The organism is Streptomyces sp. NPDC002309, assembly GCF_053593375.1.
In genome coordinates, this window is record NZ_JBSFCI010000022.1 from 1 (window position 1) to 22,568 (window position 22,568).

Annotated in this window: 20 protein-coding genes, 1 pseudogene and 1 riboswitch; of the genes and pseudogenes, 12 read left to right on the forward strand and 9 right to left on the reverse strand. The window is 71.4% G+C overall.

What is annotated here, in order from left to right; all coding sequences use genetic code 11:
• The 3 genes from ACWCPM_RS19385 to ACWCPM_RS19395 all read right to left on the reverse strand — a co-directional run.
• A partial coding sequence (locus ACWCPM_RS19385; RefSeq protein ID WP_450977423.1) for an NADH-quinone oxidoreductase subunit C occupies nucleotides 1-655 on the reverse strand: 655 nt, incomplete at its 3' end.
• Nucleotides 652-1,287, reverse strand: coding sequence for an NADH-quinone oxidoreductase subunit B (locus tag ACWCPM_RS19390; protein ID WP_450977545.1), 636 nt, complete (start codon nucleotides 1,285-1,287; stop codon nucleotides 652-654). The genes ACWCPM_RS19385 and ACWCPM_RS19390, both read right to left, overlap by 4 nt.
• A gap of 137 nt (nucleotides 1,288-1,424) precedes the next feature.
• Nucleotides 1,425-1,865: an NADH-quinone oxidoreductase subunit A gene (locus tag ACWCPM_RS19395; RefSeq protein WP_450977424.1), complete on the reverse strand. Its 441-nt coding sequence runs from the start codon at nucleotides 1,863-1,865 to the stop codon at nucleotides 1,425-1,427.
• A gap of 196 nt (nucleotides 1,866-2,061) precedes the next feature.
• Between ACWCPM_RS19395 and ACWCPM_RS19400 the strand changes: the two genes are divergently transcribed.
• The 5 genes from ACWCPM_RS19400 to ACWCPM_RS19420 all read left to right on the forward strand — a co-directional run bounded on the left by ACWCPM_RS19400 (nucleotide 2,062) and on the right by ACWCPM_RS19420 (nucleotide 8,968).
• Complete coding sequence (locus ACWCPM_RS19400) at nucleotides 2,062-3,252, forward strand: sensor histidine kinase (RefSeq protein WP_450977425.1); 1,191 nt, start codon at nucleotides 2,062-2,064, stop codon at nucleotides 3,250-3,252.
• A 307-nt stretch (nucleotides 3,253-3,559) separates the two neighbouring features.
• Nucleotides 3,560-4,918, forward strand: a complete 1,359-nt coding sequence (locus tag ACWCPM_RS19405) for a sensor histidine kinase (protein ID WP_450977426.1) — start codon at nucleotides 3,560-3,562, stop codon at nucleotides 4,916-4,918.
• Between the two features lie 130 nt (nucleotides 4,919-5,048).
• Nucleotides 5,049-5,708, forward strand: coding sequence for a LuxR C-terminal-related transcriptional regulator (locus ACWCPM_RS19410; protein WP_450977546.1), 660 nt, complete (start codon nucleotides 5,049-5,051; stop codon nucleotides 5,706-5,708).
• Between the two features lie 259 nt (nucleotides 5,709-5,967).
• Nucleotides 5,968-7,896: a 2-oxoacid:acceptor oxidoreductase subunit alpha gene (locus ACWCPM_RS19415; protein ID WP_450977427.1), complete on the forward strand. Its 1,929-nt coding sequence runs from the start codon at nucleotides 5,968-5,970 to the stop codon at nucleotides 7,894-7,896.
• Nucleotides 7,889-8,968 carry a 2-oxoacid:ferredoxin oxidoreductase subunit beta gene (locus ACWCPM_RS19420; RefSeq protein WP_450977428.1) on the forward strand — a complete coding sequence of 360 codons (1,080 nt, stop codon included), beginning with the start codon at nucleotides 7,889-7,891 and terminating at the stop codon, nucleotides 8,966-8,968. Before ACWCPM_RS19415 ends, ACWCPM_RS19420 begins: the two co-directional genes overlap by 8 nt.
• A gap of 31 nt (nucleotides 8,969-8,999) precedes the next feature.
• Here the strand turns inward: ACWCPM_RS19420 and ACWCPM_RS19425 are convergent, their stop codons facing one another.
• Complete coding sequence (locus ACWCPM_RS19425; protein WP_450977429.1) at nucleotides 9,000-9,398, reverse strand: winged helix-turn-helix transcriptional regulator; 399 nt, start codon at nucleotides 9,396-9,398, stop codon at nucleotides 9,000-9,002.
• Nucleotides 9,399-9,499: 101 nt separating this feature from the next.
• On the opposite strand from ACWCPM_RS19425, the gene ACWCPM_RS19430 reads away from it, so the two are divergent.
• Together ACWCPM_RS19430 and rarD are read left to right on the forward strand one after the other, a co-directional pair.
• Nucleotides 9,500-10,354 carry an SDR family oxidoreductase gene (locus ACWCPM_RS19430; RefSeq protein ID WP_450977430.1) on the forward strand — a complete coding sequence of 285 codons (855 nt, stop codon included), beginning with the start codon at nucleotides 9,500-9,502 and terminating at the stop codon, nucleotides 10,352-10,354.
• Between the two features lie 110 nt (nucleotides 10,355-10,464).
• Nucleotides 10,465-11,511, forward strand: a complete 1,047-nt coding sequence (rarD, locus tag ACWCPM_RS19435; protein ID WP_450977547.1) for an EamA family transporter RarD — start codon at nucleotides 10,465-10,467, stop codon at nucleotides 11,509-11,511.
• 118 nt (nucleotides 11,512-11,629) lie between these two features.
• Here the strand turns inward: rarD and ACWCPM_RS19440 are convergent.
• Nucleotides 11,630-11,785, reverse strand: a pseudogene (locus ACWCPM_RS19440) (zf-CGNR multi-domain protein); the annotation flags it as partial.
• 49 nt (nucleotides 11,786-11,834) lie between these two features.
• On the opposite strand from ACWCPM_RS19440, the gene ACWCPM_RS19445 reads away from it, so the two are divergent.
• Nucleotides 11,835-12,302 carry a VOC family protein gene (locus tag ACWCPM_RS19445; RefSeq protein ID WP_450977431.1) on the forward strand — a complete coding sequence of 156 codons (468 nt, stop codon included), beginning with the start codon at nucleotides 11,835-11,837 and terminating at the stop codon, nucleotides 12,300-12,302.
• 65 nt (nucleotides 12,303-12,367) lie between these two features.
• Here the strand turns inward: ACWCPM_RS19445 and ACWCPM_RS19450 are convergent, their stop codons facing one another.
• The 3 genes from ACWCPM_RS19450 to ACWCPM_RS19460 all read right to left on the reverse strand — a co-directional run bounded on the left by ACWCPM_RS19450 (nucleotide 12,368) and on the right by ACWCPM_RS19460 (nucleotide 16,806).
• Nucleotides 12,368-13,129, reverse strand: a complete 762-nt coding sequence (locus tag ACWCPM_RS19450) for a hypothetical protein (RefSeq protein ID WP_450977432.1) — start codon at nucleotides 13,127-13,129, stop codon at nucleotides 12,368-12,370.
• Between the two features lie 965 nt (nucleotides 13,130-14,094).
• Entirely contained in the window at nucleotides 14,095-15,315 is a 1,221-nt protein-coding gene (locus ACWCPM_RS19455) for a LolA family protein (RefSeq protein ID WP_450977433.1), read from the reverse strand.
• Nucleotides 15,316-15,795: 480 nt separating this feature from the next.
• Complete coding sequence (locus ACWCPM_RS19460; protein WP_450977434.1) at nucleotides 15,796-16,806, reverse strand: polyprenyl synthetase family protein; 1,011 nt, start codon at nucleotides 16,804-16,806, stop codon at nucleotides 15,796-15,798.
• Between the two features lie 330 nt (nucleotides 16,807-17,136).
• Between ACWCPM_RS19460 and ACWCPM_RS19465 the strand changes: the two genes are divergently transcribed.
• Nucleotides 17,137-17,550, forward strand: a complete 414-nt coding sequence (locus ACWCPM_RS19465; RefSeq protein WP_450977435.1) for a hypothetical protein — start codon at nucleotides 17,137-17,139, stop codon at nucleotides 17,548-17,550.
• A gap of 739 nt (nucleotides 17,551-18,289) precedes the next feature.
• A riboswitch (cyclic di-AMP (ydaO/yuaA leader) is annotated at nucleotides 18,290-18,467 on the forward strand.
• A 3-nt stretch (nucleotides 18,468-18,470) separates the two neighbouring features.
• Complete coding sequence (locus tag ACWCPM_RS19470) at nucleotides 18,471-18,953, forward strand: transglycosylase SLT domain-containing protein (RefSeq protein WP_450977436.1); 483 nt, start codon at nucleotides 18,471-18,473, stop codon at nucleotides 18,951-18,953.
• Here the strand turns inward: ACWCPM_RS19470 and ACWCPM_RS19475 are convergent.
• Nucleotides 18,917-19,795: an HAD family hydrolase gene (locus ACWCPM_RS19475; protein WP_450977437.1), complete on the reverse strand. Its 879-nt coding sequence runs from the start codon at nucleotides 19,793-19,795 to the stop codon at nucleotides 18,917-18,919. The genes ACWCPM_RS19470 and ACWCPM_RS19475 overlap by 37 nt on opposite strands.
• Before the next feature lie 359 nt (nucleotides 19,796-20,154).
• Between ACWCPM_RS19475 and fahA the strand changes: the two genes are divergently transcribed.
• The gene (gene fahA, locus ACWCPM_RS19480; RefSeq protein WP_450977438.1) at nucleotides 20,155-21,366 is read left to right on the forward strand and encodes a fumarylacetoacetase; all 1,212 of its coding nucleotides are present in this window, start codon (nucleotides 20,155-20,157) and stop codon (nucleotides 21,364-21,366) included.
• Nucleotides 21,367-21,610: 244 nt separating this feature from the next.
• Nucleotides 21,611-22,549 carry a M56 family metallopeptidase gene (locus tag ACWCPM_RS19485; RefSeq protein ID WP_450977439.1) on the forward strand — a complete coding sequence of 313 codons (939 nt, stop codon included), beginning with the start codon at nucleotides 21,611-21,613 and terminating at the stop codon, nucleotides 22,547-22,549.
• The last annotated feature ends 19 nt before the right edge of the window (nucleotides 22,550-22,568 follow it).

Below are 22,568 nucleotides of genomic sequence, written 5' to 3' on the forward strand. Positions count from 1 at the left end.
GACCGCTGCCGTGTCCGCGGATCCGACGGCCGCTCTCGGCCCTCGTGGCCGCGCCGCGCGCCGGGCGGGCGGAGGCAGCCGGGAGCTGGCCCTTGAGGGGACCCCATTCGTTGGGGTCCGGGACGCCCGGCGGCAGCATCTGGCGGCGCTTGGGCCCGCCGTGCTCGGACTCGCCCGGCTCCTTCGCGCCGGGCCAGGCCTTGGCGACGCGGGCGGCGAGGACGAAGTCCTTGCGGAGGGGGTGGCCCTCGAAGGTCTCCGGCAGCAGGAGGTGGTCCAGGGCGGGGTGGCCCTCGAAGCCGACGCCGAACATCTCGTGCGTCTCGCGCTCGTGCCAGCCCGCGCCCGCGTAGACCTCGACCGCGGAGGCGAGGACCGGGGCCTCATGGGGCACGGTGGTGCGCATCAGCAGCCGGCGCACCGGGTCGAGGGCGACCAGGTGGGCCGAGACGCGAAAGCCCGTGCCGGGTTCGTCGACGGCGCTCAGCCAGTCGAAGTAGGTGCAGCCCAGTTCGTCGCGGGCCGTACGCAGGGCCGTGATCCAGGAGGCGGGCGGTACGTCGACGGTCAGGAGCGCGTAGGACTCCTCGGCCGTGGCCTCCGTGCCGAAGAGCTCCTCGGCGGGGGCGGGCAGCCAGCCGACCGTGCCGTTCATCGGGCCTCCCCCGCGCCGCTGCCTTCCGTGGCCGGCGGGAGGACCAGGCCGCTGCGCAGGGCCGCCGCCGACGGACGTGCGGAACCGTACCGCTCCTCCAGCGACTCACGGGCGATCTTCTCCTGAAGCTTGAGGATGCCCTGGAGCAGCGCCTCGGGGCGGGGCGGACAGCCGGGGACGTAGACGTCGACGGGGATGATCTGGTCGACGCCCTTGGTGACGGAGTACGAGTCCCAGTACGGGCCGCCGCAGTTGGAGCAGGCGCCGAAGGAGATGACGTACTTCGGCTCGGGCATCTGTTCGTAGAGGCGCTTGATGGCGGGCGCCATCTTGTCGGTGACCGTGCCGGAGACGACCATCAGGTCCGCCTGGCGTGGACCGGGGGCGAACGGGATGACGCCGAGGCGGATGAAGTCGTGGCGGGCCATCGACGCTGCGATGAACTCGATCGCGCAGCAGGCGAGGCCGAAGTTGAAGACCCAGAGCGAGTAGCGGCGGCCCCAGTTCAGGACCACCTTCATCGGCTCGGGGGCGAGGCGGGCGAGGGCACCGAGGCGCTTCGGCTCAGAAAGCAGGACGGGCTCCGGAAGCAGGACCGGATCCTGAGCCGAGGCACGCTCCGGAACCGACACAGGCTCCGGAGCGGAGGCACGCTCCTGGGCCGAGGCACGCTCCGGAACCGAGACAGGCTCCGGAGACAGGCCGGGCTCCGTCACGGGGCCGGGCTGCCCCGCGCCCGCGGGCGGCACCGAGGGAGTCGTTTCTGGCGTCACGTCCATGCCAGGACACCCTTCTTGTAGGCGTAGAGCAGGCCAACGGCCAGGAAGCCCAGGAAGATGAACATCTCGACGAGGGTCGTGGCTCCGTAGCCGGGGGCGGCGAAGACCGTGGCCCACGGGAAGAGGAAGATCGAGTCGATCGCGAAGATCACGTAGAGGAACGCGTAGACGTAGTAGCGGACCTGGGTGTGGGCCCAGCCCTCGCCGACGGGGTCGACTCCGCACTCGTAGGTGAGGAGCTTCTCGGGGGTGGGCACGACCGGGCGCAGCAGCCGACCGGCGCCGAAGGCGATGGCCACGAAGAGCACGCCGACGGCGGCCAGCAGTCCGACGACCGAGTAGGACTGGAAGTAGTCCGCCGCGATGACGGCGGTCGGTTCGACGGTCGGTTCCCGCACGTCCGTCCCTCGCTCCCCTGGCCTCGACCTCATGACTGTTCGAGCGGCCTTCCGGCCTCGCGACGTCACGCCATCGTTCGACGATCTGTACGCAACGTGAGTCTAGGGCCTGTCAAAGAGGCCGTAAGCAGCCCATCACGCCTGGCGAGGCAGGGGTGGGGTTTTCCCCAGCGGAACGTGGCGGCGCACCTCATGGCGCAGGCGCGAACCGCCGGGCACCCTAGCCCATGTGACCGAACACTTCCCGTCCGCGAGCGCGGCGGCGGCCGACCAGGACACGGACCGTCTGCCGCCGGCCCGGTTCGCCTACGACAGGCACACCTGGAAGGAGATCGCGCATCTCCTGGCGAACCTGCCGACGGCCCTGCTGGGCTTCGTCTACGTCGTCACCGTGCTGTCCGTCGGCGCCTTCCTGACCGTCACGGTGATCGGCTTCCCGCTGCTCGCCCTGGGTCTGCTGGGCGCCCGGCAGCTCGGCAGGCTGGAGCGGGCGCGGGCGCGAAAGCTGCTCGGGGTGCGCGTGGACGAGCCGAGCCCGATCCCGCGCCGCAGTGCGGGCGGTTTCCTCCCCCGGCTGTGGATGGCGCTCAAGGACCCGGTGGGCTGGCGGACCGCCCTGTACGACTTCATCCGGCTGCCGTGGGGCATCCTCACCTTCACGCTCACGCTGACCTCGCTGTTCGTGCTGTGGCCGGTGCTGCCGTTCATCGCGCGGGGCCTGACCAACGCGGACCGGGCGATGGTGCGCGGCCTGCTGTCGCCCTCGGACGAGCTGGAGCGGCGGATCGCCGAGCTGGAGTCGGACCGGGGGACCGTGGTCGACACCGCCGCGGCGGATCTGCGGCGTATCGAGCGCGACCTGCACGACGGGGCGCAGGCCCGGCTGGTCAACCTGGCCATGGGCCTCGGTCTGGCCAAGGAGAAGCTGCTGGAGGACCCCGAGTACGCGGCGGCGATGGTCGACGAGGCGCACGGCGAGGTGAAGCTGGCCCTCCAGGAACTGCGGGACCTGGCGCGCGGCATCCATCCGGCGGTCCTCACCGACCGCGGCCTGGACGCCGCCCTCTCCTCGGTCGCCTCACGCTGCACGGTGCCGGTGAAGGTGACCGTGGACCTCGTGGAAAGGCCGGCGGAGGCCATCGAGGGCATCGCCTACTTCACCGTCTCGGAGCTGCTGCAGAACGTCAGCAAGCACAGCGCCGCGAAGTCCGCGTCCGTGGACGTGTGGCGCAGCGAGGAACGGCTCCTCATACAGGTCGCCGACGACGGCCGGGGCGGCGCCGGCTTCGACGGCGGCACGGGGATGCGCGGGCTCGCGGAGCGGCTGGGGGCCGTCGACGGGCTGTTCGTGGTCGACTCCCCGGCGGGCGGCCCCACGGTCATCACCGCGGAACTGCCCTGGCGGGACCGGCGGCACTGAGGACGCACCGGCAACGCCGACGACCGCTTCCGCCGACGGCGGACCCATGGCCCCCGGAGGTGGGACGGCGAACCGGTGAGCCTGACCGGCAGACCAACGGACCAACGAACCGGTGAGCCGGCGGACCGGTGGGCCGATGGGCCGATGGGCCGATGAACCGGCGGACCGACCGGTCCCCCTGAGGTAGGGAAAACCCCCCGCCCGAGATGCCGACGGCCTCCATGGTCCGCCGGTCCCGGGGCCAGCAGGCTGGGACCACGACAGACACAGCGGACCGAGCACACCGAGCAGAACGGGGACCAGGCCCATGGCCACGGAGTACAGGCACGGCTACGGACACCCGAGCGGGACGTCGGGCCTGGGCGCGGAGCGGAGCGCCGGACGACGGCCCCGGCTGCCGGCCGGGCTCCGGGCACCGTTCGAGGGCCGCACCTGGCGCGAGTTCGCCTATGTACTCCTCAGCCTGCCGATCAGCGTGCTGATGTTCACCTACGCGGTGACGATGGTCTCGCTCGGCGCGGGGCTGCTGGTGACGTTCCTCGGCATACCGGTACTGGCGGCGGGACTGGCCGGCTGCCGCGGCCTCGGCGCGCTGGAGCGGGCGCGGGCGCGCGGGCTGCTCCGGCTCGACGTCGCCGACCCGGAGCCGCTGCGGCCGCGCGGGCGCGGCCTGATGGGGTGGATGGGCGCGGTCCTCAAGAGCGGCACGTCCTGGCGCCATCTGCTGTACTCGGTGCTGCACCTCCCCTGGGCCGTCTTCTCCTTCGCCGTCGCCGTGAACTTCTGGGTGTACGGCTGGGCCCTGCTGACCTACCCCGTCTGGTACTGGGTCTTCCCGATGTACGGCGGCCAGGACGGGCTGCAGCTGTACGGCGACGAGACCCACCGCATCTACCTCGACAACCCGTTCGAGATCACGGTGACGGCGTTGGTGGGGCTGCTGTTCACGCTGGCCACGCCGTGGATCGTGCGGGCGCTGACGCTGGTGGACCGGCTGCTGGTGCACGGCCTGCTCGGGCCGTCGCGGCTGGCGACGCGGGTGGTGGAGCTGGAGTCGGACCGGGGGACCGTGGTCGACACCGCCGCGGCGGATCTGCGGCGAATCGAGCGCGACCTGCACGACGGGGCGCAGGCCCGGCTGGTGGCGCTGGCGATGGATCTGGGGCTGGCGAAGGAGAAGCTGGCCGAGGATCCGCAGGCGGCGGCGCGCATGGTGGACGACGCGCACGGCGAGGTGAAGACGGCCCTCCAGGAACTGCGGGACCTGGCGCGCGGCATCCATCCGGCGGTCCTCACCGACCGCGGCCTGGACGCCGCCCTCTCCTCGGTCGCCTCACGCTGCGCGGTCCCGGTGCGGGTGGACGTGGACCTGGCGTCGCGACCGGCGCCGGCGATCGAGGGGATCGCGTACTTCACGGTCTCCGAGCTGCTGCAGAACATCAGCAAGCACGCGCAGGCGTCCTCGGCGGCGGTGGACGTCTGGCGGTCGGAGAACCGGCTCATGCTGCAGGTGACGGACGACGGCGTGGGTGGGGCCGGCGCCGGCGGCGGTTCCGGACTGGCCGGGCTGGCGGAGCGGCTGGACGCGGTGGACGGCATCCTCGTGGTCGACTCCCCCGCGGGCGGCCCCACCCGTGTGACCGCGGAACTTCCCTGGCGCGGCTGAACCGCCGCCGACCGACCGACCGACGAGCAGACCCCCGCACCCACCCCGCCCCCTCGCAAAACCTGGAATGCTTGACGGGTCTTTGGGGCGAAGTCGAGCAACCGGGGGGCCGAGGATCGTGGAGGACAGGGTGCGGGTGGTCATCGCCGAGGATTCGGTGCTGCTCAGAGAGGGGTTGACCCGGCTCCTCACGGACCGCGGGCTCGACGTCGTCGCCGGTGTCGGTGACGCGGAGGCGTTGATCAAGACCATCACGGAACTCGACGCCGAGAGCAGGCTGCCCGACGTGGTGGTCGCCGACGTGCGGATGCCGCCGACGCACACGGACGAAGGCGTCCGGGCGGCGGTGCAGCTGCGCAAGGCGCATCCGGGACTCGGCGTGCTGGTGCTCTCACAGTACGTGGAGGAGCGCTACGCCACCGAACTGCTGGCCCATTCCAGCCGGGGCGTCGGGTATCTGCTGAAGGACCGCGTGGCCGAGGTGCGGGAGTTCGTGGACGCGGTGGTACGGGTGGCCGAAGGGGGCACGGCCCTCGACCCGGAGGTCGTGGCGCAACTGCTCGGGCGCAGCCGGAAGCAGGACGTGCTCGCGGGGCTCACGCCGAGGGAGCGGGAGGTCCTGGGGCTGATGGCCGAGGGCCGGACGAACTCGGCGATCGCCAGGCAACTGGTGGTGAGTGACGGCGCGGTCGAGAAGCACGTCAGCAACATCTTCCTCAAACTGGGGCTGTCCCCGAGCGAGGGGGACCACCGCCGGGTCCTCGCCGTGCTGACCTATCTGAACTCCTGAGACACGAACCCACTCCCGAGATCCGGTCCCACCCCTGAGGTACGACCCCACACCAGAGTCCGCACCCGCATCCGCACCGGACGGCGTCGGCGGAGGGAGTCACCCGTACGGCCTATTCGAACGGGCTGCGGGGAGCTACTCGGGCAGGTAATCATCATGCGAATGGCCGACGGCTGGCGAGCCGTCCAGTCGTAGGGTTGGTGCTGGGAGGACCCTGTGGGGTCGATCCCCGACAGCGCCTCGAAGGAGGTCCGGTTCAGTGACGAGCCAGGTCAGTAGCCCAGCGGAGCAGGCCGACGGAGCGGTCGTGGGAGAGCAGCGCAAAGCGGCCGGCGTCAAGGACGTCCGCCGTCTCGACCGAGTGATCATCAGGTTCGCGGGGGACTCGGGTGACGGTATGCAGCTCACCGGTGACCGTTTCACCTCGGAGACCGCGTCGTTCGGCAACGACCTGTCGACGTTGCCGAACTTCCCGGCCGAGATCCGGGCCCCTGCCGGGACCCTGCCGGGTGTCTCGTCGTTCCAGCTGCACTTCGCCGACCACGACATCCTCACCCCGGGCGACGCGCCCAACGTCCTCGTCGCGATGAACCCGGCCGCGCTGAAGGCCAACGTGGCCGATCTGCCGCGGGGTGCGGAGATCATCGTCAACACGGACGAGTTCACCAAACGGGCGATGCAGAAGGTCGGCTACGGGACGAATCCGCTGGAGGACGGTTCCCTCGACGGCTACCAGTTGCATCCCGTGCCGCTGACGACGCTGACGGTGGAGGCCCTGAAGGACTTCGACCTGTCGCGCAAGGAGGCCGAGCGCAGCAAGAACATGTTCGCGCTCGGTCTGCTGTCGTGGATGTACCACCGGCCGACGGAGGGCACGGAGAGGTTTCTGCAGTCCAAGTTCGCGAAGAAACCGGATATCGCGGCGGCGAACATCGCGGCGTTCCGGGCGGGCTGGAACTTCGGGGAGACCACGGAGGACTTCGCGGTCTCCTACGAGGTCGAGCCGGCGGCGAAGGCGTTCCCGGTGGGCACGTACCGCAACATCTCGGGGAATCTGGCGCTGGCCTACGGTCTGATCGCGGCGGGCAGGCAGGCGGATCTGCCGCTGTTCCTGGGCTCGTACCCGATCACGCCGGCCTCGGACATCCTGCACGAGCTGAGCCGGCACAAGAACTTCGGTGTGCGCACGTTCCAGGCCGAGGACGAGATCGCGGGCATCGGTGCGGCGCTGGGCGCGGCCTTCGGTGGCTCGCTGGCGGTGACGACGACATCCGGGCCGGGGGTGGCGCTCAAGAGCGAGACCATCGGCCTCGCGGTGTCGCTGGAACTGCCCCTGCTGGTGGTGGACATCCAGCGCGGTGGCCCCTCGACCGGTCTGCCGACCAAGACCGAGCAGGCCGACCTGCTGCAGGCGATGTACGGGCGCAACGGTGAGGCGCCGGTGCCGATCGTGGCGCCGCGGACCCCGGCGGACTGTTTCGGCGCGGCGCTGGAGGCGGCGCGGATCGCGCTGACGTACCGCACTCCGGTCTTCCTGCTGTCGGACGGGTATCTCGCCAACGGCTCGGAGCCGTGGCGTATCCCGGAGCTGGACGAGCTGCCGGATCTGGCGACGCAGTTCGCGCAGGGGCCGAACCACACCCTGGAGGACGGCAGCGAGGTCTTCTGGCCGTACAAGCGGGACCCCCGGACGCTCGCCCGTCCATGGGCGATCCCGGGCACACCGGGGCTGGAGCACCGGATCGGCGGCATCGAGAAGCAGGACGGCACCGGGAACATCTCCTACGACCCCGCCAACCACGATCTGATGGTCCGTACCCGGCAAGCCAAGATCGACGGCATCGACGTCCCCGACGTCGAGGTCGACGACCCCGCCGACGCGAAGGTCCTGGTACTGGGCTGGGGGTCGACCTACGGGCCGATCACAGCGGCGGTACGGCGGCTGCGCACGGCCGGGCTTCCCGTGGCGCAGGCGCATCTACGGCATGTGAATCCGCTCCCGCAGAATCTCGCGGACGTGCTGGCACGTTTCGACAAGGTGGTGATCCCCGAGATGAACCTCGGTCAGCTCGCCACGCTGGTCCGGGCGAGGTACCTGGTCGACGCCCAGTCCTACACCCAGGTCAACGGCATGCCGTTCAAGGCCGAACAGCTGGCAGCGGCGCTGAAGGAGGCCATCGATGGCTGAGACGTCCCAGGAAGGCACCGGCACGATCGAAGCGCTTTCCCTGGTGCCCAAGGCCGCGGGCAGACAGTCCATGAAGGACTTCAAGTCGGACCAGGAGGTCCGCTGGTGCCCCGGCTGCGGTGACTACGCGATCCTCGCCGCGGTCCAGGGCTTCATGCCGGAACTCGGCCTGGCGAAGGAGAACATCGTCTTCGTCTCCGGCATCGGCTGCTCCTCCCGCTTCCCGTACTACATGGACACCTACGGGATGCACTCCATCCACGGCCGCGCACCCGCCATCGCCACCGGCCTGGCCGCCTCCCGCCGTGACCTCTCCGTCTGGGTCGTCACCGGCGACGGCGACGCGCTGTCCATCGGCGGCAACCACCTCATCCACGCCCTGCGCCGCAACGTCAACCTCAAGATCCTGCTGTTCAACAACCGGATCTACGGTCTGACCAAGGGCCAGTACTCGCCCACCTCCGAGGTCGGCAAGATCACGAAGTCGACCCCGATGGGCTCGCTCGACGCCCCCTTCAACCCGGTCTCCCTCGCGCTGGGCGCGGAGGCGTCCTTCGTCGCCCGGACCGTGGACTCCGACCGCAAGCACCTCACCGAGGTGCTGCGCGCCGCGGCCGCCCACTCCGGCACCGCCCTGATCGAGATCTACCAGAACTGCAACATCTTCAACGACGGCGCCTTCGACGTGCTCAAGGACAGACAGCAGGCCGAGGAAGCGGTGATCCGCCTGGAGCACGGGCGCCCGATCCGCTTCGGCGCGGACGACACCCGCGGAGTGGTCCGGGACCAGCGGACCGGCGACCTCGAGGTCGTCACCGTCACTCCCGAGAACGAGGAGCGGATCCTCGTGCACGACGCCCACGCCGAGTCCCCGACCACGGCCTTCGCGCTCAGCAGGCTCGCCGACCCCGACACCCTGCACCACACCCCGATCGGCGTCTTCCGCGCCGTCGACCGTCCCGTCTACGACGCCCAGATGACCGACCAGCTCGACGCCGCCATCGAACAGAACGGCAAGGGTGACCTCGCCGCGCTGCTCGCCGGCGGCGACACCTGGACGGTCGTCGGCTGAACCCCGCGCGGTACGCGGCACCGGCCCGGGCTCAGGCCCGGGCCTCGTCGTATGCCGTCCGCGCCTGCTCCACGTCGCCCATCCGGTGTTCCGTCCACAGCGCCAGCGCCCGGACCTGCTCCGCGGCCTCGCGGCCGAGGACGGTGAGCGAGTAGTCGACGCGGGGCGGAATGACGGGCCGGGCGTCGCGATGGACGAACCCGTCGCGCTCCAGGGTCTGCAGTGTCTGGGTGAGCATCTTCTCGCTGACCTGCCGGATCTCACCGACCGCCCGGCGCAGTTCGCTGAACCGGTGCGGGCGTTCCAGGAGCCGGATCAGCACCAGCACCCCCCAGCGGCTGGTCACGTGCTCCAGCACCAGCCGGTACGGGCACATCGCCTCACCGTCGGGCTTCCCTGTCCTCTCCAGCTTCCCTGCACTCTCCGTCATATCGGTACCTTACTTCAAAGTGGGTACTTTCGAAGAGTTAGTGTCCCTCCTAGGGTGAGTGGCAACCCCCTGCCGCAAGCACTCCACGGAGGAGCCCCACCATGAGCATCGTCGTCACCGGAGCCACCGGACACCTCGGCCGTCACGTCGTCGAGCAGCTGCTGGAGAAGGTCCCCGCCGACGGGATCACCGCCGTCGCCCGTGACGCCGGGAAGGCCGCCGGCCTCGCGGAGCGCGGGGTGCGGATCGCACTCGCCGACTACAACGCGCCCGCGACCTTCGACGCCCTGTTCTCCCCCGGCGACAAGGTGCTGCTCATCTCCGGCAACGAGTTCGACAAGGACCGCGTGGCCCAGCACAAGGTCGTGATCGACGCCGCGGAGGCGGCCGGCGTGGCGCTGCTCGCGTACACGAGCGCCCCCGGCGGCCTGACGGCCGCGCTCGCCGACGACCACCGCGCCACCGAGCGGCTGGTACTGGCGTCGGGCCTGCCGTACGTGCTGCTGCGCAACGGCTGGTACCACGAGAACTACACCGAGAACCTCGCCCCGGTCCTGGAGCACGACGCGGTGGTCACGGCCGCCGGCGAGGGCCGCGTCGCCTCCGCCTCGCGCGCCGACTTCGCGGCCGCCGCCGTTGCGGTGCTGACCGGCGAGGGACACGAGAACACGACGTACGAGCTGAGCGGCGACGAGGCATGGGGCTTCGCGGAGTACGCGGCCGAGCTCAGCCGGCGGACCGGCCGGGAGATCGCCTACCAGCCGGTCCCGGTCGAGACCTACCGGCGCATCCTCACGGGCGCCGGGCTGCCCGAGCCGTTCGCCGAGATCCTCGCCGGGGTGGACGTGTCCATCGAGAAGGGCGAGCTGGCCGTGCGCACCGGGGACCTCTCCCGCCTGACCGGACGCCCGACCACCCCGCTCTCCGAGGCCGTCGCGGCGGCGCTCGAGGACTGATCCCGCCCCACCGCCCCCACCTGTCATGACCGTATGGCGATACGGCCATGACAGGCAGGGGTGGTCGGCGCTACCTTCGTGCGGTGGGCTGGAGCGCGAAGGAGAAGCCGGTGTCGGGGAAGTCGAGGGGCGAGGGCCGCATAGGTCTGCTGAACGGCGTCGCCGCCTACGGGATGTGGGGGCTCGTCCCCCTCTTCTGGCCGCTGCTGAAGCCCGCCGGCTCGGTGGAGATCCTCGCCCACCGGATGGTGTGGTCGCTGGCCTTCGTCGCCGTCGCGCTGCTCTGCGTACGGCGGTGGGGCTGGGCCGTCGAACTGCTGCGGCAGCCGCGCCGCCTCGCGCTCGTCACGGTCGCCGCGGCCGTCATCACCGTCAACTGGGGCGTCTACATCTGGGCCGTGAACAACGGCCAGGTCGTCGAGGCGTCCCTCGGCTACTTCATCAACCCGCTGGTCACCATCGCGATGGGCGTGCTGCTGCTGAAGGAACGCCTGCGGCCCGCGCAGTGGGCGGCGGTCGGCGTCGGCTTCGCGGCCGTGCTCGTCCTCACCCTCGGCACCGACGGGCCACCGTGGGTCTCGATCGTCCTCGCCCTCTCCTTCGCCACCTACGGCCTCGTCAAGAAGACGGTGAACCTCAGCGGCCTGGAGTCGCTGACCGCCGAGACCGCGATCCAGTTCCTGCCGGCGCTCGGCTATCTGCTGTGGCTGACGGGCCAGGGCGAGTCGACCTTCCACACCGAGGGCGTCGGGCACGCGGCACTGCTCGCCGCGACCGGTGTCGTGACCGCGCTCCCCCTGGTCTGCTTCGGCGCGGCCGCGATCCGCGTGCCCCTGACGACGCTGGGGCTGCTGCAGTACCTGGCCCCGGTGTTCCAGTTCCTGCTGGGCGTCCTCTACTTCCGCGAGTCCATGGCGCCCGAGCGCTGGGCCGGCTTCACCCTGGTCTGGCTGGCGCTGACGCTGCTCACCTGGGACGCGCTGCGCACCGCGCGCCGGGCGGCCCGCAGGCTGAAGGCCGAGAGGAGCGCGTCGGCCACCATGGCCGCGGCCACCACCGTCGAGAGCGGCACCATCGCGACCGGAACCGATGGCACCGTACGGAAGGCGGAGAGTGTGTCCTCCGGGCACGAGTCGGGCGTCGACGCCAGACCGTAGCCGACGCACGGCCCAGCCCGGCTCGGCTCAGCGACCGGGATCTCCGTGGAATGTACGACCAGTCAGCCGCCCGCAGACCGGATCGGTGCGGCCTGGGCGGCGCACGACGAACGCGGCTCACGAGGTCGTCGGGCCGGTGCAGGACCTCGTAGCGGGCCAGGGCGCCAGGGCCGCCGGTGGTCAGCGGTTCCAGACAGAGCGCGCCGGGGTCGAAGCAGCAGGGCCTGCCGTCCTACGAAATCAGCGTCGACCCGGGTGCGGCCGGCCGCGGAATCGGCGCTCCCCATGGACGCTCGGTCAATATGACCAATACAACTGGTTACATGACCGACAAGGCAACCGCACCTGTGCACTGGAAGCTCGTCATCGACGCCGCCGACCCCCACGCGCAGGCCGACTTCTGGGCCGCCGCGCTGGGCTACGAGGTCGAGGACAACAGCGCCCTGATCGAACGGCTGCTGCAGCTGGGTGCGCTCCCGGCCGCCGCCACCGTGGACTTCCACGGCCGCCCGGCCTTCCTGGACCTGATCGCGGTACGGCATCCCGACGATCCGTACGAGGCGGAGAGCGGCACCGGTCTGGGACGGCGGCTGCTCTTCCAGCGCGTACCCGAGCCCAAGTCCGGCAAGAACCGGCTCCACCTGGACCTGCATCCCGGCGAGGGCCGGAGGGCGGACGAAGTGGAGCGGCTGCGGGGCCTGGGCGCGAGCGCGGTGCGGGAGGTCAAGGAGGCCGGCGGCGCGTGGGTGGTGATGACCGACCCGGAGGGGAACGAATTCTGCGTGCACTAGGCCTGTCCCGCAGCGGACCTACGGCAGGCGGCGTGCGGCGGCCCTGCGGCAGGCGGCGGGGGCGCTCAGCCTCCGGGCCCCCTGCCCGCACGCGTGGCGAGACGGCCCATCCGGGCGTGGGCGGACTCCAGCTCCTCCAGGTCCTCGGCCGCGGGTCCGGGCTCTGCCGCCAACTCGGTCCACAGGTCGATCAGTTCGCGCCCGAGTTCCAGGCCGAGCTCCGGGTCGCGCACGGCCCGCCAGGCTGTGGCCGCGCTCTGCACGTTCCCGTAGGCACCCTCCGCGTCCCGCATTCGGCGGTAGGTGCGGGCGACGTCCAGGGAGAACCGGAAGGCGCGGACCGGTTCGGCGGCCAGGTAGGCGACGTACGCGGTGAGTTCGAACAGGCGGAGGAGTTCGGGGTGGTCGGGCGGGAGCGCGGCCGACGCGTCGGCCAGGGCCTGCTCCGCGACGGCCGCAGCGGTGCCTATCCGCCCTGCCTTCACGGCTTCGCCGATACGGGCGGTGGGCTCGGCCAGCAGGGCGGACGTCGGCAGCTGGGTCTCGTCCTCCGGCCCGAGGATGGCCTCGGCGACCGCGTCGAACCCGCGGGGCGGCGTGGGCTTCGGGTCGGGGTCCAGCCGGCGGCCGGCGGCCAGGTCCGGCGTGACGAGCGGTTCCGGGTGCGGCCGGGCGTCCATGACGGGCGGCGGCCCGAACTCGCCGAGCGGCTGGGGCTCCTGGATCGCCCGCAGCCGGAAGGTGGGCGTGGAGGTGGGCCCGGAAACCGGCGGAGTGCGCAGGGTCTGCGTGACGTCGTCCTGCGGCGGCTCGGCCGCGGGCCACACGGGCGTCTGCGGCGGCCGATGCGGCGAAGGGGCAGGCGCCTGCGGCGACCGCGGCAGCGCAGGAGCGGGGGCCTGCGGCGGAGCGGGGGCCTGCGAAGCAGCGGGAGCCTGCGAAGCAGCGGGGGCCCGCAGAGAACGGGGCGCCGACGGGATGGGCGCCTGCGGAGAAGGAGGAGCCACCGGAGAGGGGGGCTGCGCAGAACGAAGGGCAACAGGGGAAGGCGGCTGCGCAGAACGAGAGGCCACCGGGGTGGACGGCTGCACCGCTACGGCGTCCCCCGCCGCACTCGTCGGCACAGGATCCGCCGTGAAACAACTCGACCCGTCCGGGTGAACCCGAAGCGGTACGACAAATCCGATCCGCTCGTCGCGCACGGTGGCGAGGACGGGCCGTCCGGTGGCGAGGGCGATGCGGTGGAGGTGGTTCAGTACCGTCCGCTGGAGTTCCTCGCCGGGCACGGCGACGACCGGGACGCCGTCGACCGAGGCGGCGACAGGGCCCTCGGTGTCCGGTCCGGCCCCAGGAACCCGGACGTCGATCACCGCACCCGCCCCCTGGTCCTGGTGTTCCCGCTTCTTCTCGCTGCCTGGTCGAGACATCGGTTTCCTCACTCGCCGGCGTCCACACCTCGGCGGACCCTACCGTCGAGTCTCACCGATTTCGCCGCATACACGCGTCACCAGGGCGTCACAGCCTCGTCCCAAGACCCGGCACGGTCGATCGAGTCGGCTGCCGACGTCCACCGCGCTCCTGGCCACTCGACGACATCGAGAGATCTGCGTGCGCTGTGCCTGGTCGCGTCCTGAAGGACGCCGGCGGTGCCTCCCGCACGACGACGTTCATCGCGCGGGAGACACCGCCGGCCCGCTTCCCGTACGAGGCCGCCCGGCGCTGACGGCCAAGCCCCCGGGGGCGGCCGTGCGCCCTCGGGGGCCAAGAGCCCGGACGGCATGCGCCGTGACGGCTACTTCGCGGAGTCGGCCGCCTTCACCAGCGTGTCCTTGGTGACCGCGCCGACATAGACCTTGCCGTCGTCCGTGATCAGTGCGTTGACCAGGCGGGTCTTGAAGACCATGCCCGAGCCGAACTCGCCCTTCACCTCGTCGCCCAGGGAGCCCAGGAAGCCACCCGCGGCACCCAGCTCACCCATGTCACCGGGCCCCGCGCCGGAGGCAGCGCCCTCGGCCCCGGAGTCGAGGACGGCGACGGAGGTCCAGCCCTCGCCGATGACGTTCAGCCCCTCGAGGCCCTTGGCGAGCTCCTCCTCCTCGGGCCGCTGCGCGGAGTGCTCGGGCGCCTCCACGCTGCCCTCCTCGGTCACCTTCGCGCCCTTGGGCGGGCTGAAGTCGAAGGTCGACGCGGCGGGCTTGGCGAAGCTGACCTGTGTGAAGCCCGCGTCCACCACTGCGGCGCCGCCGCTCGCCGGGGTCAGCGTGAACTTCAGCGGCATCCCGGTTTTCGCGTCCACCGCCACGCTGATCGCGCCGACCGTGGAACCGGACTGCTTCGGCTCGATGCGCAGTTTGTAGGCGTCACGGCCGGCCACCTGGGCGGTGCCGTCGACGGTCACGGACGTGGTGTCGTCGACCGCCTTCAGCGCCTCCTCCGTCAGCCCCTTGGGCGTGGCCGGGGTCTCTTCCGTCCGCTGCTCGGCGCCCTCGTCCGCGGTGCCGTGGAAGACCTCGTTGGACGCGCTGTCGTAGCCCCAGACGTCCTTGCCGTTGTGGATCAGGCTGTACTCGGCGGCGTTCTCCAGCAGCGACAGCTTCTGCCTGTCGGGACCGTCGGCGGCGACGCGCAGGGTGTGCGTGCCGGTGGCCAGCTCGGTCAGCTTCGCCGACGGGTCGGCGGAGGAGCCCTCGCCGCCGGACGGGGTCGCGCCGGACATCAGGTCACCCTCCAGGCCGCCCAGGTCGGGCAGTCCCAGATCGGTGCTGATCTTCACCGTGCCGGACAGCTGCTGCACGTCCGACGCCGCGATCTTCTCTATGAGTTCTTCCGCGGTGATCTTCGGCAGGTCGGGGCTGCCGGAGTCGGCCAGTGCGGGGACGAGCCCGATGGTGCCCGCCGCCAATCCCAGGACCGCCGCCGGGACGACGTACCGGGCGGCCTTGCGCCGCCGGGCCGCGCGCAGTTCGTCCGCGTCGGCCACGGCCGTGGTGTCGTCGGATTCGTACGGTGCCATGTGTGCCTTACCTCCGTCGTCGGCGGCGGCTGCCTCGTCGCGTCCTCGCAGGGGTCCCACCCCGAGCCGCCATTCTCACCCGGATCGGTGAGGAGTGGTGTGTTCCGTGTTCTCCATCTGACCAAATAGGGCGGCAAGATGCGTCAGACCCGGGAGCCAACTCCGCGTACTGCTGGGGTATGACACGAGACGACGACATCTCCCCCGACCCGTAGGGGTGCGACGGGGGGTCACACGTCGTACGGGGGCACGAGGGCCGGAGAACCGGGCCCTCGACAAGCGGTCGAGCGGACAACCGGACGCACGAAGGCCGGACGGCGGATCAGCCGAAGGGCGACCCGCCGAGCAGCGACTGGCCGAGTATCGACCGCCCGACCGACCGGCCGATCAGCCCGGCCCGTCCGCAGCAGCCGCCCCGCGGCGAGACGGGGCAGGGCGTGGGGCGTGGCGTGGCGGTGTGGGGCGGAACCGGTCGGGCCGCTATCCGGCCCGGTGCACCACGGCCTCGCACAGTTCCGTGAGCGCCGCCTTCGCGTCGCACTCGGGCAGCGGGGCGAGTGCCGCCCGCGCCTCCTCGGCGAACCGCACGGTGTCGCGCCGCGCCTGCTCCAGCGCCGGGTGTGCCCGCAGCGCGGCCAGTGCCTCCGCGTGCCGCGTGTCGTCGCTGAGGTCGGACGCGAGCAACTCGCACAGCGCGACGTCCTCGGCCAGCCCCAGCCGGGCGGCACGCTCGCGCAGACGCAGCACGGGCATCGTGGGGATGCCCTCCCGGAGGTCGGTGCCCGGCGTCTTGCCCGACTCGTGCGAGTCGGAGGCGATGTCCAGCACGTCGTCCGCGAGCTGGAAGGCGACGCCGAGGCGCTCCCCGTACTGGGTGAGCACGTCCACCACCGACTCGTCGGCCCCGGACATCAGTGCGCCGAACCGGCACGACACCGCCACCAGCGATCCCGTCTTGCCGGCGAGCACGTCGAGGTAGTGCTCGACCGGATCCCGCCCGTCCGACGGGCCCGCGGTCTCCAGGATCTGGCCGGTCACCAGCCGTTCGAACGCCTCGGCCTGCACCCGTACGGCCTCGGGCCCGAGGTCGGCCAGGATGTGCGAGGCACGGGCGAACAGAAAGTCACCGGTGAGGACGGCGACGGAGTTGCCCCAACGGACGTTCGCGCTCGGCACGCCGCGCCGCACGGCGGCCTCGTCCATCACGTCGTCGTGGTACAGCGTCGCCAGATGCGTGAGCTCCACGACGACGGCGGAAGGCACGATGCCGGGTGCGTACGGGTCACCGAACCGGGCCGCCAGCATCACCAGCAGGGGCCGGAACCGCTTCCCGCCCGCCCTCACCAGATGCTGCGCGGCCCCCGTGATGAACGGGACCTCGCTCTTGGTGGCTTCGAGCAGCCCTTCCTCGACAGCCGCCAATCCGGCCTGGACATCGGCTTCCAGAGCCTGGTCCCGCACGCTCAGCCCGAACGGCCCGACGACGGTCACGAGGGGTCTCCTGTCTGCTGGTGTCTACTGGCGATTACGCGGAATGTCGATAGGTCGCTGCCTTCACTCAAGTCAGCGTATCCGGTCACGTTTCGATCACCGAGGCCGCCCACCGCTACGTCTCAGGCGGTATTGGATCACGGCGGGTATTTTTCTAATCAGTTGATATGAGTGGGTATTTATCGACTCGGTCGGAGCAGCCGACCCCTGCCCCGCCCCGCCGCCGGCACCGGATGTGGACTCGGACCCGGCCCCGGGAGCATGCCGCCTTCCGGCGACGACCGCGCCCTCCCCGGCCGGCCCCGGGGCCCGCTCGGGCAGAACCCGCCCGTGACGACCTCCGGCCCGGCCCGGCACGCCACCGTCGGCCGTCACCTGGCCGGACGCACGGACACCACGGAGGTCGCACCCACGCCGCGGCCGATGCGCCGCGCCGATCCCTCGGCCGCCACAGCACTGATCGCCGACGCGGGGCTCATGGCCCTCGCCGACCCGGCAGCGTCGGCCGCCGCGCCCGGGCCGCGCCTCACAGCCGCGCCCGGGCCGCGCCTCACAACGGACACCGCCCACCGAAGCCGTCGCCGAGGTCACGCTCCTGCACATCCGCAACCCCTCCTCCACGAGACGGCCCACGAGGACCTCCGTATCCCGCTGCCCGACGGAACCCTGTCGTACGCGCGCGTACGGCGCCCGATCACCGACGAGCCCCACCGGCGCTCCCGGGGCACCCCCCGAACCGCCTGACCGACCCGACCGCACCCCGGCGTCGAGGCGGCGGGCGGCGGCGAGGCCCGCCTGCGAACGGGGACGCGGCGACCGGGCCCGCCGAGGATGCGCGGACGATCGTTACGACAACGACGCGCACCACGGGGGAGGTTCCGTCCTCACGCTGGAGATACGCGCACAGGCGGCGACCACGCCGGCTCACGTCCGCCGCCCGGCCGTTCCGCGCCACGTCCTCACCGCCCAGCGGGACATGCGCCGCGGCGCGCCACGAAGGGTGCGAGCCCACCCACCCCTCGCCCTTCGTGACGGGCGTCACTCACCCCTCCCGGGCGAGCCCGCGCCCGCCCGGGGTCCAGGACCCCGCGCACCAGGGGGAGTTTTTACCTGGAATTACCGAATACGACACTTTGCACTTGGCCTCGAAGCGGCCACCTCTCACACCCGAGGGACACACGCCCCACGAGCCGTCGATTGACTAGCACTTGGGCCTATTGCCCGATTTGCCACTCTTTCTGCAGGCGCGTGAGTTGGCTCACTCGCCCCCCTTCACGAGCCCCTCGCATCAACGGCGCGATCCACCGTTGCACATGGCCGAGTTGACGCTTTTCGACCGCAAAGGATCAAGGGTGACAAAAGGTCAGGAGGAAGATCAAATGCCGCAATGCCAGAAACGACCACTTGTTTCGGACATGTGCTCTCGCATACGTTCCGGGCCAGTCGGGCGGAACGCCGAATCCTGCCGCCGCCCGCGCCACCCATGACGGACTCACTCACCGCACGGCAGGAGCGGGGGACCCAGGTAGGCCGCCGGACCGGATGCCGCACTCCACGGCACACCGGAACGGCTCGGGGTGAAGTCGCACTCGCAAGAGAGCGGCCGGGCCCTCCCCGCCCGAACCCGACAGCTCACCTCGCAGGCGCCGGAGAGGACAGTCCCCATGACTGCAAACGGTCAGATCAGTCGTACTCGTACTGCCCGCATCGTCCGCAAGCTCGCCGTCGCCGGTACCGGCGCCGCCGTCCTCGCCCTGCCGCTCATCGGCGCGACCACCGCTTCCGCGGCGACGCCCGCGGCCATGCCCACGTCCGTCAAGTACTACTCGAACAACCTCGACGGCTGGATCCGCCAGTCGCTCGACATCATGGCGCAGAACGGGATCCCCGGGTCCTACAACGGCATCCACCGCAACATCATCCGGGAGTCCTCCGGCAACCCGAACGCCATCAACAACTGGGACTCGAACGCCGCCAAGGGCACCCCGTCCAAGGGCCTGCTCCAGGTCATCGACCCCACCTTCAAGGCCTACCACGTGACCGGCACGGCGTACGACCCGTACGACCCGGTCGCCAACATCACCGCCGCCTGCAACTACGCGGCCGACCGCTACGGCTCCATCGACAACGTCTTCGGCCCGTACTGAGCCTCGGCCAGCAACCGTTCGAGGACGACGGCGATGCCGTCGTCCTCGTTCGAGAGCGTGACCTCGTCGGCCACCGCCTTGAGCTCCGGGTGGGCGTTGGCCATGGCGACTCCGTACGCGGCCCAGTCGAACATGGGGATGTCGTTCGGCATGTCCCCGAAAGCGATGGTCCCCTCCGGGCCGAGGCCCAGATGCCGGGCCGCCAGCGCCAGCCCCGTGGCCTTGGTGACGCCGCACGGCTGGAGCTCGACCGTCCCCGGCCCCGACATGGTGACGGTCGCGAGCGAGTCGACCACCGCCCGCGCCACCGCCGCCAACTCGTCGTCGGACAGGGTCGGATGGCGCAGCAGCACCTTGCTGATCGGCTCGCACCACAGGTCGTCGCGGCGATCGATCCGCACCGCGGGCAGTGTGGGGTGCGGCATCAGATAGCCCGGCTCGATGAGGGTGAGCCCGTCGACACCGTCCTGGTCGACGGCCGCGTACACCTGGCCGACCTCGGCCTCGATCTTGCCGAGCGCGGTCTCGGCCAGCTCCCGGTCCAGCGTGACGGACCACAGCAGAATGTCCGCGTCGGCGTCGTACAACTGCGCGCCCTGCCCGCACACCGCGAGCCCGCCGCCGCCCAGGACGTCCAGCAGCGGCCGTACGCGCGGCGCCGGCCGGCCGGTCACCACCAGATGCCGGGCCCCGGCCGCCGAGACCCGCGCGAGCGCGGCGAGAGAGCGGTCGGAGACCGTGTCGTCGCCGCGAAGCAGCGTTCCGTCCAGGTCAGTGGCGATGAGGGCGTAGTCGGTGCGCGCGTACTCGGTGTGCGCGGCATATGCGATGGGTGCGGCCATGATCAGAGAATACGGACACCGCACCCCCGCTGTTCATTCCCAACTACCGTCCCACTGTCCGCTTTTCACTCTCCCGTGGCGCCTGCCGGCTCCTTGATCGTGGTGTTGGCTCCCCGACGGCCCGGAAGAGGGTCCCGAAGCCCTTGAGGGGCAGGCAGGACGACGTTCGCCAGGTTCGTCATGTGCCGGCATGGTGCTGTCCCGTGTCGCCGGACAGGTTTCCGGAACCCCGGGGTGGTATGCATTTCTGGACATTCGGAATCTTCTACGCCTGTCGGACACTGCCCAACGGTGGTGCCGCAGCCGTAACGTGATCCACGACCGCATGGACCGCGCGTACGAAAGTGAGGCAGCACCCCATGCCCCCCTTCGATGTCCCCGAGGGCGACCCCTTCGGACCGCACAACCTTCCGTACGGCGTGTTCTCGCCCGCCGGGTCCGCCGAACGCACGGTGGGTGTCCGCCTCGGCGACCACGTCCTCGACGCCGGCGCGGCAGCACTGGCGCTCGGCTCCCCGTACGCCGAGCTGCTGGCCCGGCCGACCCTCAACCCGCTGCTCGCGGCAGGCCCCACGGCCTGGTCGGACGTCCGGCGCGCGCTGACCGCCTGGGTCACCGTGCCGTCCCACCGCGAGTCGCTCGCACCCCTGATGCACCCGCTGTCCTCGGTGACCCTGCACCTCCCCTTCGAGGTCGCGGACTATGTCGACTTCTACGCCTCCGAGAACCACGCGCGAAACGTCGGCCAGATCTTCCGTCCCGACGCGGCGGACTCCCTCACCCCCAACTGGAAACATCTGCCCATCGGTTACCACGGCCGCTCCGGCACGGTCGTCGTCTCCGGCACCGACGTCGTCCGTCCCTCCGGCCAGCGCAAGGCCCCGGCCGACGCCGAGCCTGTCTTCGGCGCTTCCGTGCGCCTCGACATCGAGGCCGAGGTCGGCTTCGTGGTCGGCGTCCCCTCGGCGATGGGCACACACGTGCCGCTGTCCGGCTTCCGCGACCACGTCTTCGGCCTGTGCCTCCTCAACGACTGGTCCGCCCGCGACATCCAGGCCTGGGAGTACGTCCCTCTCGGCCCGTTCCTCGGCAAGTCCTTCGCCACCTCGGTGTCGGCGTGGATCACCCCGCTGGACGCGCTGGACGAGGCACGGGTCGCTCCACCCGGGCGGACGCACCCCCTGCTGCCCTACCTGGACGACGCCGAGGAGGAGCCCGGCGGCTACGACCTCCGCATCTCCGTCGCCCTCAACGGCCACGTGATCGCGGAGCCGCCCTTCTCCACCATGTACTGGACGGCCGCCCAGCAGCTCGCCCACATGACCGTCAACGGCGCCTCCCTGCGCACCGGCGACCTGTACGGCTCGGGCACGGTCAGCGGTCCGGAGGAGGGCCAGCGCGGTTCGCTCCTGGAGCTGACCTGGAACGGCCGTGACACCCTCGAACTGCCCGTCGGCAAGCGGACGTTCCTGGAGGACGGCGACGTCGTGACGATGACGGCCTGGGCTCCGGGTCCGGGCGGCGTGCGCGTCGGGCTCGGCGAGGTCACGGGCCGCGTCGTGGCGGGGTGAGAATCGCGCGACGGTCGACGGCGAAGGAACGTCTTCGGCGCTGACCACGACCGCCCGTCACCGGCATACTGGCGGCGGGCGGGCGCGACGCGCGACGCGGGCCTGTGACGCTCACGGTGCGCGAGCCGCCCGCCCCGCACCGCCTCACGGGGCACACACCGACCCACCCCGAAGCCACACCGCATCACCCCCCACCACCGCCCCGAAGCCGCCCCCCTCCCGACCAGGATCCGGAGCCCGTGGCATGACCGTCTGCCTGCTCCTGCTGAGCGTCGTCGCCCTCGCGGCCGCCGTGCCGGTCCCCCGCGCGCTGGTGCGCGCCGCCTGGCCCGAACGGGAGCCCGTCGTCGGGCTGTGGGTGTGGCAGTGCCTGGTCGCCACCGTCCTGCTCTGCTGTCTGACCGCGCTGGTCCTGGGCGCGGCGGCCGTCTTCCAGACGGTGCGCGACCAGGTCTTCGCGCCCGCCCCGCCGCACGTCGCCGCCGCCTACGACCTGTCGGCGGCGCCGCCCTGGGCCGCCGCGCTGACGCTGCTGCTGGCCTGTGGCGCCGCGTGGACCGCGGCGATGCTGGTGCGCGAGCTGTGCGAGGCCCGGCGCCGCCGCGGCCAGGCTCGCGCACATCTGCGGGAACGCGCTCCCGACCTGCCCGCCGGCCTGCCCGCCGCCCGGGGGCCACTGCTCGTCCTGGAGGACGAGTACCCGGATGCCTGGTGGATGCCGGGCAGTCCGCCCCAGCTGATCGTCACGACCGGCGCGCTGCACCGTCTCACGGACCACCAGCTCGACGCCGTCCTCACCCACGAGCGCGGCCACGCCCGCGCCCGTCACGACTGGCTGCTGCACCTGTCCACCGCGCTCGCCACCGGCTTTCCGCGTGTCCCCCTCTTCGCCCACTTCTGCGACCAGACGCACCGCCTGGTCGAACTCTCCGCCGACGACACGGCCTCCCGACGCTGCGGCCACCTGACCACCGCGCTGGCCCTGATCGAACTCAACCAGCACCGGGGCGTCCTCTCCTGCGCCTCCAGCCACCGCCTGCTGGGCGAACGCGTCGACCGTCTCCTGGAGCCGCCCGCCCGGCTCGACCGCAGACACCGTGCCCTGACGACGACCGCGGCGGCTCTGGTGCCGCTGCTGCCCCTGCTGATCACGTTCGCTCCCGGACTGACGGCACTGTCCTAGCGGCACTCCTTTCCCGTGC